Below are 10,718 nucleotides of genomic sequence, written 5' to 3' on the forward strand. Positions count from 1 at the left end.
GGGTGTGCGCGCGAACGGAGGGCCGAGTGATGGAGTGGGCGGACGGATCGGTGGGGCTCGGTGACGTCGGGTGCGGTGGCGGCGCGTCGCCCGGTGTCGACCCGGGGTCGGAGTTCGAGTTCCATCCGAGCGTGGACGTGGGCGGCGACGGGGTCGCCGACACGATGGTGCTGCGCGGCGCGCTGGGCTCGGGTGAGGACGGCATGATCGTCGCGGCGGATCTCGACGGGGACGGCCTCGCGGACCGGGTGACCACGATCGAGGACGACGGCGATTTCGTCGCGTGGGAGCCGGGCGCGGCCGCCGGGATCGGGGACGTGGCGTGGACCGTGGTGGATCGCGGGTCGCTGTGACGGACGAGGCTCGAATGTCCTGACATAGCAACGATTTCGCCGAGGTTACTGAATCGGTTCTGTGACAGATCGGACAGACCCGATGGCCCTCCCGGTGTCGTCACGGCGTTAGCCTGTGAATCCAGGACACTCGTGGCCCTGCGCTGACGCGTTCGCAAAAACCCGGATGCGCGCAGGGCGCTCGGGATCAGCCCGCGTATTGGAGACAAGATGACCGCGACTCTTCCGCGTCTCGACGGAACCGACGGCACCCCGCCGACCACGCACGCCGGTTTGCTGGCGTGGGTGCGCGAGGTGGCCGAGCTGACCGAACCCGACCGCATCGTGTTCGCCGACGGCTCGGACGCGGAGTGGGAGCGGCTCACCGACCAGCTCGTCGAGGCCGGCACCTTCACCCGTCTGAACGCGGAGAAGAAGCCGAACTCCTTCCTGGGCAACTCCGACCCGTCGGACGTCGCGCGCGTCGAGTCGCGCACCTACATCTGCTCCGAGCGCGAGATCGACGCCGGCCCCACCAACAACTGGATGGCGCCGGACGAGATGCGGTCCACCATGACCGAGCTGTACCGCGGCTGCATGCGCGGCCGCACCATGTACGTCATTCCGTTCTGCATGGGACCCCTCGACGCCGAGGACCCCAAGCTGGGCGTCGAGCTCACCGACTCCGAGTACGTCGTGGTCTCCATGCGCGTGATGACCCGCATGGGCTCGGCGGTGCTCGACAAGCTCGGTGACGACGGCTTCTTCGTCAAGGCGCTGCACTCGCTGGGTGCCCCGCTGGCCGAGGGCGAGCAGGACGTGCCCTGGCCCTGCAACGACACCAAGTACATCTCGCACTTCCCGGAGACCCGCGAGATCTGGAGCTACGGCTCGGGCTACGGCGGCAACGCGCTGCTGGGCAAGAAGTGCTACTCGCTGCGCATCGCGTCGGCCATGGCCCACGACGAGGGCTGGCTGGCCGAGCACATGCTGATCCTCAAGCTGATCTCCCCGGAGGACAAGGCCTACTACATCGCCGCGGCGTTCCCGTCCGCGTGCGGCAAGACCAACCTCGCGATGATCCAGCCGACCGTGCCCGGGTGGCGTGCCGAGACCATCGGTGACGACATCGCCTGGATGCGCTTCGGCAAGGACGGTCGTCTGTACGCCGTCAACCCCGAGTTCGGCTTCTTCGGCGTGGCGCCGGGAACCAACTGGGACTCCAACCCCAACGCGATGCGCACCATCGACCAGGGCAACGCCGTGTTCACCAACGTCGGCCTGACCGACGACGGCGACGTGTGGTGGGAGGGCCTCGAGGGCGACCCGCAGCACCTCACCGACTGGCTGGGCAACGAGTGGACCCCGGAGTCGGGCACCAATGCCGCGCATCCCAACTCGCGCTACTGCGTGCCGATGGCACAGTGCCCGTCGATGGCCCCGGAGTGGGACGACCCGCAGGGTGTGCCGATCTCGGCGATCCTGTTCGGTGGGCGTCGCAAGACCACCGTCCCGCTGGTGACCGAGGCGCGCGACTGGCAGCACGGGGTGTTCATGGGCGCGACCGTGGGCTCGGAGCAGACCGCGGCCGCCGAGGGCACCGTCGGCGCGATCCGCCGCGATCCGATGGCCATGCTGCCGTTCCTCGGCTACAACGTCGGTGACTACTTCCAGCACTGGATCGACCTCGGCAAGAACGCCGACGAGTCGAAGCTGCCGAAGGTGTTCTACGTCAACTGGTTCCGCCGCGGCGACGACAAGCGCTTCCTGTGGCCCGGGTTCGGTGAGAACTCCCGCGTGCTCAAGTGGATCGTCGAGCGGATCGAGCACAAGGCCGCGGGCGTCGAGACCCCGGTCGGTGTGGTGCCGACGGCCGACGCGCTGGACATCAGCGGACTCGACGTCTCCGTCGACGACGTCGCCGAGGCGCTGGCCGTGAACGTCGACGAGTGGAAGCAGGAGATCCCGCTGATCGAGGAGTGGTTCGACTTCGTCGGCGAGAAGCTGCCCACCGGCATCAAGGACGAGTTCGAGGCGCTGAAGCAGCGGCTGAACGCCTGATCCACCCCGCGTCACGAACGCCCCGGCCCTCGCGGTCGGGGCGTTCGTTCGTGACGGGGCGTGCGCCACGGCACACGAGTCGACCGAACCGACGGGAACCCGGCGATCCGACCGACCTGTGTGCGTCCGGGCACCCTGACGCGAGGGTCGGTCGGGGCGTTCCGTCGTCTCAGGCGCCGCGGGCGAGAATCGCTGCGCCGGTGAGGGTTCCGATGCCGCCCAGCTCGGCGGGCACCACGGTGAAGTCGGCGAGGAATCCCAGGCGTGCGTGCAGCGCGACGGTCTCGCGCAGCGGATTCCACAGGGCGTCGCCCGCCGCGCTGAAGCCGCCGCCCACCACGGCGACGTCGAGATCGAGCAGGGCCGCGGCGGACGAGATGGCCTGTCCCAGCGCGACGCCCGCCCGTTGCAGCGCGGCGACGGCCAGCGGCTCGCCCGCGCGGGCCGCCTCGGCGAGGTCCTGACCGGTCTCGCCCTCCCACCCGTTCTCGCGGGCCCAGCGCACCGCGTTCGGACCGCTGGCCACCGTCTCGACGCAGCCGATGCCGCCGCAGGTACACGGGTCGACGGAGCCCGGGACCACGATGTGTCCCACGTGACCGGCGTTGCCGCTGCGGCCGCCGACCGGACGTCCGCCCAGGATCACGCCGCCGCCGATGCCGGTGGACACGACCATGCCCAGCACGTCGTCGTACCCGCGGGCGGCGCCGAATCGGTGCTCGGCCAGGGCCGCGCACGCACCGTCCAGGGCGAGATCGACTGCGGCGGAGGGGAAGAGCGCCCGCACGGCGTCGACGACGCCGAAGCCCTCGTACCACTCGGCGATGTTGATCGGACTCACCGAACCGGCCACCGTGTCCACGGGACCGGCGGCAGCGATGCCGACGGCGATGACGTCGTCGGGTTCGACGTCCGCGTCGGCCACGACGGTGAGGAGCAGCTCCTCGCAGGCCGCCCACACGTTCTCGGTGGGGGTGGGTACGACGACGGGCTCACCGGGGCGACCGTCGTCGTCGACCAGGGCGGCGGAGAACTTGGTGCCGCCGATGTCGAGGGCGAGAGCGCGACCGGTTCGCGCGGGACCGGCGGCGGACGTGGGGCGGGTGCGCGGTGCGGTCATCCGAGCCACCCTAACCGTCAGCGCGCGCGCAGCACCAACACCAGATTGCTCACCGCCGCCTCGCGGAACACCGGGACGCGCACGCTCCACCACGCCCAGCGCGGGTGGTAGCGGGGAAACGCGGCGAGCAGTTCACCGTTGGACGACGTTCGCGCCCAACGCAATCCGTGAGACGCGCGAATCGGGAACAGTGAGGTGCCGTAGCGGTTCTTCGGTTCGCGGCCGTGCGTGCGGGCGTACCGCCGGGCGGCGTATTCCCCGCCGAGAACGTGCCAGGGCCCGGTCTCGTGACCACCGAACGGGCCCCACCACAGCGTGTACGACAGCACAACGACGCCGCCCGGCCGAGTGACGCGGAGCATCTCCTCCGCCATGTCCCACGGGCGGGCGACGTGCTCGGCGACGTTCGAGGACAGGCAGAGGTCCACGCTGTCGGTCCGGAACGGCAGGGCGGTGCCCGAACCGCGGACGGACCCGCGCGCGTCGAGACCGGCGGCGTGCATCTCGCCGGCGTCGGGCTCGACGGAGACGTAGGTCGCGCCCGCCGCGGCGAACGCGTCCGCGAAGTAGCCCGGACCGCCGCCGACGTCGAGGACGGTGCGGCCGTCCAGCGTGGTGTCGGTGGCCCCGTACCACAGGTCGTCGACCATGCGGGCGGTGTCGTCGGCGAGGGCGCCGTAGAAGCGGGCGGGATCGGACTGCTCGTAGCCGAACTCGCGGACGAGCGACACCGACCGGGCGAGGGTCGCGCGGCGGGCGACGGCGGCCGTCACCGCCGACGGACGGGCGCTGCGGCGGATCGGCACGGCTGCCGACTGTAACCGTCCGGCCGCACGGAGGCCGAGCGAGCTTGGCATACTCACCTACCGGGCGAGCCGGGAGGTGACGGGTGTGAGCGAGCTGCGCGAGGTGCTGCTGCTGTGCTGGCGCGACACCGGGCACCCTCAGGGCGGCGGCAGCGAGCGCTATCTCGAACACGTCGGCGCCGGACTCGCGGCGCAGGGCGTCGCGGTCACCCTGCGCACCGCGGCCTACCCGGGTGCGCCGCGCACCGAGATGCGCGACGGCGTGCGCATCAGCCGCGCCGGCGGGCGCCTGACGGTCTACCCGCGCGCGCTCGCGGCGATCGTCGCCGGTCGCTGGGGCGTCGGTCCGCTGGCCGGGATGCGTCCCGACGCCGTCGTCGACACCCAGAACGGCATCCCCTTCTTCGCGCGGCTGGTGACGCGCGCCCCGGTGACGGTGCTGGTCCATCACTGCCACCGCGAGCAGTGGCCCGTCGCGGGGCGGGTCATGGCGCGCCTGGGCTGGTTCCTCGAGTCGAGGGTGTCCCCGCGGGTACACCGGTCCGCGCAGTACCTCACCGTGTCCCTGCCGTCGGCGGACGAACTGGTGGCACTCGGCGTCGACCGGGACCGTGTCGCGGTCGTCCGCAACGGCGTCGACGAGCTGCCCGCGGGCCTCGCCACGGGAGATGCCGGCACGCGCGCCGACGTCCCCACGCTCGCCGTGCTGTCCCGGTTGGTGCCGCACAAACAGATCGAGGACGCGATCGACGTCGTCGCCCGGTTGCGCGTCGAGCGCCCGGCCCTGCGTCTCGACGTCGTCGGCGGCGGATGGTGGGAGGACCGACTGCGCGCCCGGGCACGCAGCCGCGGGGTGGCCGACGCGGTCACCTTCCACGGGCACGTGTCGGAGCGCCGCAAGCACGAGATCCTCTCGCGGGCCTGGGTCCACGTCCTGCCCTCCCGCAAGGAGGGGTGGGGACTCGCCGTCGTCGAGGCCGCGCAGCACGGCGTGCCGACGGTCGGGTACCGGCACTCGCGCGGACTGACCGACTCGGTGGTCGACGGCGTCACCGGTGCGCTGGTCGGGGACGAGTGGCTCGCGCGGGCGAGCGACGTCGACGAGTTGACCGACGCCGTCCGAGACCTGATCGACGACGACCGGCGTCGTCGTCAGTTGGGGGAGAAGGCGCGCGACCGCGCGGAGGAGTTCTCCTGGGCGCAGTGCGCCGATGCGGTCGCGTCGGTGCTGCGGGATCGTGCCGACGGCACCGTCGTCGCCGGTCTGGTCACCGGGGACCCGGTCGACCGCGTCGAGAACCGAGCGCTCCCGACGCCGCGATCCCCGCGGCCGCGAGGGTGAGTCCGGCCCACACCAGGTGGGCGACGACGGCGGCGGTGCGGTCGGCCGGGGGCGGCGTGATCGCGTCGGGCACGCGGTAGAGCCGGAACTCGGGACCGACGTCCACCTCGTCGAGCGCGGCGACGGCCTCGTCGACGCGGCCGACCTGCCCGCGGGAGGTCACCTCGAGCAGGACCCACCCCACGCCGAGCGCGGGATCGGGGGCTCGCCCCGACAACAGCTGCTGCTCGACGGCACGGGCGCGGTCGCCCTCGCCCGACACCAGGCGCCCGCCGACGGGCAGGTCACCGGTCTGCAGGACGTCGGCGTCGAGCCACCGCGGGGCCGGGTCGAGCACCGGGACGTCGCCGCTGAACGCGAACTGCCGGAAGGTGCCCGCGGGCAGCACCGCCACGTCCCGCTCGGACGCGCCGATCGCCGCGGCCAGGCGCGCCCAGTCGTCCGGGTAGTGCACCGGCCGGAGGGCGCCGCCGACGCCCCACGCGAGGTCGGGCAGGGCGGCGACGACGATCGCCGTCGCCGCGACGGCCGCGCGCCACCGGAATCGGAGCGTGGCCGCTCCGGCCGCGAGCGCGAGACCCGGCATCCACAGCGCGACCCACTTCTGGCCGTCGCGCAGCAGTCCCGCGCCGGGGACGGAGTCGGCGGCCCAGCGACCGACGTCGAGACCCACCGGCGTCGCCGCCAGCGCGGTGAGCAGCACGGCGACGAGCCCGAGACCGGTGACGGCGACGACGGTCGGGGTGCGTCGTCGCCGGAGCGCGGGCACCCCCGCGGCGGCGACCGCCAGGAGTGCCGCGGTGCCGACCAGCGCCCACCCCGTGGTGCGGGACGACGGCACCGCGTCGGCGTTCCAGATCCCACCCAGGCCGGCGAGGGCCCCGACGGTGCCCAGCCCCGGTTCCGCGCGCGCCGCGAAGGCCGCCACCCCGGCCGGATCCGACGCCGCGCCCGCCCCCGACGTGAATGCCGGCACGGACCAGGGCGTCGACAGCAGCGCGGTCGCGGCGAGAACGAGGCCGACGGGGAGGCGGCGAGGCGCTCCCGGGGCGAGGACGACCACCGCGGCGGCGACGGCGTTCAGCAGCAGGCCGGTGGGCGTGAGACCGGCGACGCCGAGGCACAGCACCAGCGCGGCGACACCGCGGACGGTGACGGTGCGACGGAGGGCCGCGGCCGCGACGACGGTCCACGGCAGCGCGGCGTAGCCCACCAGCAGGCTCCAGTGCCCCTGCAGCAACCGCTCCGCGACGTACGGGTTCCAGATCGCCACGGTGGCGGCGACCACCCGCGGCGCCGCCGCCGTCGTGTCCAGCAGACGCGCGATCATCGCGCCGGCGCCGATGCCCGCCCCCGCCAGCGCGAGCAGCAGGATGCCGACGACCAGGGTCCCGCCGTCGATCACCGACGAGAGCGTCGCCACGACCGCGTCCTGCGGGACGGCCCGCGCCGCGCCCTCGCCGAGGCCGAGCGCGGAGTCGGTGAGGTACGAACGCGGCGTCGTCACGGCGTCGCGCAGCAGCAGGTGGCCGCCGCCCGGAACCAGCGCGCCGAGCAGCGGCCCGAGCGCGAGCGCCGCGAGCAGCACGGACCAGGCCGCCGTGCCCACCCGAACGCGGGTACTCGGTCCTGCCATCATGAGGGCATGATCCCTGCGCGCGCCTCCGCCGTGGCGGCCGGGGTGAGTATGGTGACGGCGGGATCGATGCTCGCCAACGTCGCGTCCTACGGCCTGCAGCTGGTGGCCGCCGACCTGCTCGGTCCCGCGGGCTACGGCGAGTTCGGCCCGCTCCTCGCCGCGCAGTTGGTGCTCGCGGTTCCGGCGCTGGCGCTGCAGACCGTCGTCGCGCGCGACGCGGTGCACGGCCGCAGCCGGGAGTCGCTGCGGCGCACCGGCCGCTGGTGCGCCGGCGGGGTGACCGTGGTCGCGGCCGCCGCGGTGCCGGTGCTGTCGGCGTTGCTCGGCATCGCGGCGGTCACGGTCGCGGCAGCCGTCGTCAGCGCCCCGGTGCTGGTGCTCCTGGCCACGGAACAGGGTGTGCTGCAGGGTGGTTCGCGATTCCGGGAACTCGGGGTGGTGCTCGGCGCGGCCGGCGCGGGCAAGGTGCTGCCTGCCGTGCTCGCCCTCGTGCTCGGTGCGTCGGCCGGGCCCGCGCTGCTCGCGAGTGCGGCGGGGTCGATGGGCGCGGTCCTGCTCGCGCGGCTCATCGCCGACCGCCGGCGTGACGTCGCGACCGGCGACGTCGTGGGCCGACTGCGCGACGTGCTGGCCGCGTCGCAGGTGCAACTGGTTCTCGTGTTGCTGACGTCGGTGGACCTGCTGCTCGCGCGCCGGGTGCTCGACCCCGAGCAGGCCGGCATCTACGCCCTCGGTGCCGTCGCGGCGAAGGCGGCGTTCTGGCTGCCGGCGGCGGTCGGCGTGGTGCTCTACCCCCGCATGGCCGACCCGCGATCGTCCACCGCCGCCGTGCGCAGCGCACTCGCCGTGCTGGGGGCGATCGGCACCGTGGTCGTGGCCGGCGTCGCGGTGGCCGCACCCCTGGTCACCGTCGTCCTCGGCGCGGAGTACGCCACCGCCGCCCCGTTGCTGTGGTTGTTCGCCGCGCAGGGGGCCCTGCTGTCGGTGGTGCAGTGCGCGCTGCTCGCGTCGGTCGCCCGCGGCGACACCCGGCCCGCGGCGCTGGCCTGGATCGTCGTGATCGCCCAGGCCGCGGCGATCGTCGTCGTCGCCGAGTCCCCGACGTCGTTGGTCGTTGTGGCGTTGTGCGGTGCTGCAGTGGCAACCGTTGTGACGTCAGCCGTGGCTCTGGCCCCGCGCCGTGTGTTTGGATCGGGGAAGGGGGTGTCGCAATGAGGATTCGACGGGGACGGGCCGGAGTCGACGTGCTGCACGAGGCGTCGGGACGGTGGTACGACACGGGCGGCGCGGACGGCGTGCCGACGTCGGTGGTGGACTTTCTCGCCGGCGGCGAACGCGTCCGCGACGCGGCGTCGGCGGTGGTCCAGCGGGCGATCCGCGAGGGTGCGCCGTCGACCGAGCGCACGGCGTCGACGGCCTTCGAGCCGCGCTCGCTCCGGTGCTTCGCCGGGTGGGAGCAGCACTGGAGCCAGGCCGCGACCACGATGGTGAAACACCATCTCCCCGCGGTGATTCCGCTCGCCCGGGCGTATCGCGCGGTGACCCGACGGACGTTCCCGCCCCTCGCTCCCGGCGCCGAGTTCGACCGACACCCGGTGTACTACACCGGCAATCACCTCACCGTCGTGGGCGACGGGGATCCCATGCCGTGGCCGCGCTACACCGAGAAGCTCGACTTCGAACTGGAGTACGCGGCGATCGTCGCGCGGCCCGTTCGTGACGCCACCGCCGCCGAGGCGGAGGCCGCCATCGGTGGCTTCGTGGTGTTCGACGACTTCAGCGCCCGCGACGTGCAGTGGGTGGAGCAGCGTCAGGGACCGTTCGGACCGGTGATCAAGACCAAGACGTTCGCGAGCTCCATGAGCGCCGAGGTGGTCACGGCCGACGAGATCCTGCCCGTCCTGGGCGATCTCACCGGCACCGTCACCGTCAACGACGAGGTGTGGTCCTCCACCGGCACCGCGGGTGCCCGGTGGTCCATCGCCGACGCACTGGCGTACGCCAGCCGAGGCGAGACCGTCGGGCCGGGCGAAGCGCTGTCCTCCGGGACCCTGCCGTCGGGCTGCGGACTCGAACTGGACCGGTGGATCCGTCCCGGCGACCGGGTGTCGTTGTCGATCGAGAAGATCGGGTCCGTCACCAACACCGTGGCGGAGCCGACCTGAGTCAGCCTCGGACGGTGCCGACGTAGTCGAGGTACGCGGGCGCGCCGATGGTGGTGTACGCCTGCTGCACCGGTTCGGGCAGGTGCGAGAAGAAGACGTCCCAGTTCTCCTCCGGGGTGTCCTCCGCCATCTGCCCGAGCACGATCATCGCCTTCTGCGGCGGCAGCAGCCCGAACCCGCGGGCGCCGAGCTCACCCCACTCCTGCGGGGTCAGGAGCTCGTCCACCAGCGGCAGGATGCGCTCCTCCTCCCGGTCGAGGTGGTCCACGAGTGGGGGCAGCAGAGCGTCGAGCGCGTCGGCCAGACGGTCACCGTGGGCGCGGTCGGCCGTTCCGGCCCAGTCCCGCAGCGCCGACTGCACGGCGTCGATGGAGGAGCCGATGCTGCCGTGGTCGGCGTCCATGGAGTCGAAGAGGTCGGTGAACTCCGCGGCCCGCTCCCGCAGCTTGGGCCAGAGCAGCTGGTCCTCGCCCTCGTGGTGATGGTGCAGGAGGTCGAGCAGATCGGTGAGGTGCTCCGCCACCACTCCCGACCGGGTGGTGTCGCCGTCCGGCACCGCACGCACCATGTCCGGGGCGAGTCGGAGCTCCCGCCGGAACACGCTGTGGATGATGACCATGTCTCGCGAATCGGTCTTCTCGGGTTTCCGCCACTCTCACCGGTTGCAACCCGCGCAGGTGACCGGAACCCGCGCAGGTGGCCGCACCCCACGCACCGGGACCCGTGTAGAGAAGTACGCATGCGCGCCCTGGTGATCGAGGAGTTCGGCCGGCCCGGTGAGGTTCGGGAGGTGCCGCGGCCCGATGCGGCGCCCGACGGGGCCGTGATCGCGGTGGCGTCGACGGGGGTGTGCCGTAGCGACTGGCACGCCTGGCAGGGGCACGACGACGGTGTTCGGCTGCCGTTCGTCCCGGGCCACGAGTTCGCGGGCACGGTGGTGTCGGTGGGCAGCGAGGTGGACCGCGCGTGGCTCGGGCAGCGGGTGACCACGCCGTTCGTGTGCGCGTGCGGTCGGTGCGCCGAGTGCGCGGCGGGGGAGCAGCAGGTGTGCGTGCGGCAGGAGCAGCCGGGGTTCACCCACGACGGGTCGTTCGCCGAGTTCGTCGCGGTGCGTTACGCGGAGACCAATCTGGTGGCGCTGCCCGACGCGGTGTCGTTCGACGTCGCCGCCACCCTCGGCTGCCGCTATGCGACGGCGTGGCGGGCGGTGCATCGTCGGGCGCGGGTGGTGGCGACGTCGAACGACACCGCGT

Annotated in this window: 10 protein-coding genes; 6 read left to right on the top strand and 4 right to left on the bottom strand. The window is 73.0% G+C overall.

The genetic code is table 11. The annotated features are described in order from the left end of the window. Nucleotides 1-29 precede the first annotated feature (29 nt). The gene (locus tag HQ603_RS13530; RefSeq protein ID WP_261773829.1) at nt 30-353 is read left to right on the top strand and encodes a DUF6802 family protein; all 324 of its coding nucleotides are present in this window, start codon (nt 30-32) and stop codon (nt 351-353) included. A 210-nt stretch (nt 354-563) separates the two neighbouring features. Beyond that, nucleotides 564-2,393 (top strand): phosphoenolpyruvate carboxykinase (GTP), encoded by a 1,830-nt coding sequence (locus HQ603_RS13535; protein ID WP_222685038.1) that lies wholly within the window; start codon nt 564-566, stop codon nt 2,391-2,393. 169 nt (nt 2,394-2,562) lie between these two features. Here the strand turns inward: HQ603_RS13535 and HQ603_RS13540 are convergent, their stop codons facing one another. Further along, nucleotides 2,563-3,513 (bottom strand): ROK family protein, encoded by a 951-nt coding sequence (locus tag HQ603_RS13540; RefSeq protein WP_222685039.1) that lies wholly within the window; start codon nt 3,511-3,513, stop codon nt 2,563-2,565. 17 nt (nt 3,514-3,530) lie between these two features. Further along, on the bottom strand, nt 3,531-4,286 hold the full coding sequence (locus tag HQ603_RS13545) for a class I SAM-dependent methyltransferase (RefSeq protein ID WP_308126525.1): 756 nt from the start codon (nt 4,284-4,286) through the stop codon (nt 3,531-3,533). 127 nt (nt 4,287-4,413) lie between these two features. Here HQ603_RS13545 and HQ603_RS13550 point away from each other — a divergent pair, with 127 nt between their 5' ends. Then, nucleotides 4,414-5,661: a glycosyltransferase family 4 protein gene (locus HQ603_RS13550; RefSeq protein ID WP_222685055.1), complete on the top strand. Its 1,248-nt coding sequence runs from the start codon at nt 4,414-4,416 to the stop codon at nt 5,659-5,661. Here the strand turns inward: HQ603_RS13550 and HQ603_RS13555 are convergent. Continuing rightward, nucleotides 5,588-7,297 carry a hypothetical protein gene (locus HQ603_RS13555; protein ID WP_222685056.1) on the bottom strand — a complete coding sequence of 570 codons (1,710 nt, stop codon included), beginning with the start codon at nt 7,295-7,297 and terminating at the stop codon, nt 5,588-5,590. The two genes, HQ603_RS13550 and HQ603_RS13555, sit on opposite strands and share 74 nt — an antisense overlap. A gap of 9 nt (nt 7,298-7,306) precedes the next feature. Here HQ603_RS13555 and HQ603_RS13560 point away from each other — a divergent pair, with 9 nt between their 5' ends. Together HQ603_RS13560 and HQ603_RS13565 are read left to right on the top strand one after the other, a co-directional pair. Next, entirely contained in the window at nt 7,307-8,515 is a 1,209-nt protein-coding gene (locus tag HQ603_RS13560; protein WP_222685041.1) for a polysaccharide biosynthesis protein, read from the top strand. After that, nucleotides 8,512-9,465 (top strand): fumarylacetoacetate hydrolase family protein, encoded by a 954-nt coding sequence (locus HQ603_RS13565; RefSeq protein ID WP_222685042.1) that lies wholly within the window; start codon nt 8,512-8,514, stop codon nt 9,463-9,465. The genes HQ603_RS13560 and HQ603_RS13565 overlap by 4 nt, the downstream gene beginning before the upstream one ends. 1 nt (nt 9,466) lies before the next feature. On the opposite strand, the gene HQ603_RS13570 is transcribed toward HQ603_RS13565, so the two are convergent. After that, nucleotides 9,467-10,084, bottom strand: coding sequence for a hemerythrin domain-containing protein (locus tag HQ603_RS13570; RefSeq protein WP_222685043.1), 618 nt, complete (start codon nt 10,082-10,084; stop codon nt 9,467-9,469). Nucleotides 10,085-10,204: 120 nt separating this feature from the next. Between HQ603_RS13570 and HQ603_RS13575 the strand changes: the two genes are divergently transcribed. Next, a partial coding sequence (locus HQ603_RS13575; protein WP_222685044.1) for an alcohol dehydrogenase catalytic domain-containing protein occupies nt 10,205-10,718 on the top strand: 514 nt, incomplete at its 3' end.

This window comes from Rhodococcoides corynebacterioides (assembly GCF_019834675.1).
GTDB lineage: Bacteria > Actinomycetota > Actinomycetes > Mycobacteriales > Mycobacteriaceae > Rhodococcoides > Rhodococcoides corynebacterioides_A.

Bases quoted from the DNA above. Each gene is read 5' to 3' on its own strand.
- HQ603_RS13540 (WP_222685039.1), bottom strand. From the start codon at position 3,513: ATGACCGCACCGCGCACCCGCCCCACGTCCGCCGCCGGTCCCGCGCGA.
- HQ603_RS13560 (WP_222685041.1), top strand. From the start codon at position 7,307: ATGATCCCTGCGCGCGCCTCCGCCGTGGCGGCCGGGGTGAGTATGGTG.
- HQ603_RS13535 (WP_222685038.1), top strand. From the start codon at position 564: ATGACCGCGACTCTTCCGCGTCTCGACGGAACCGACGGCACCCCGCCG.
- HQ603_RS13570 (WP_222685043.1), bottom strand. From the start codon at position 10,084: ATGGTCATCATCCACAGCGTGTTCCGGCGGGAGCTCCGACTCGCCCCG.
- HQ603_RS13555 (WP_222685056.1), bottom strand. From the start codon at position 7,297: ATGGCAGGACCGAGTACCCGCGTTCGGGTGGGCACGGCGGCCTGGTCC.
- HQ603_RS13565 (WP_222685042.1), top strand. From the start codon at position 8,512: ATGAGGATTCGACGGGGACGGGCCGGAGTCGACGTGCTGCACGAGGCG.
- HQ603_RS13530 (WP_261773829.1), top strand. From the start codon at position 30: ATGGAGTGGGCGGACGGATCGGTGGGGCTCGGTGACGTCGGGTGCGGT.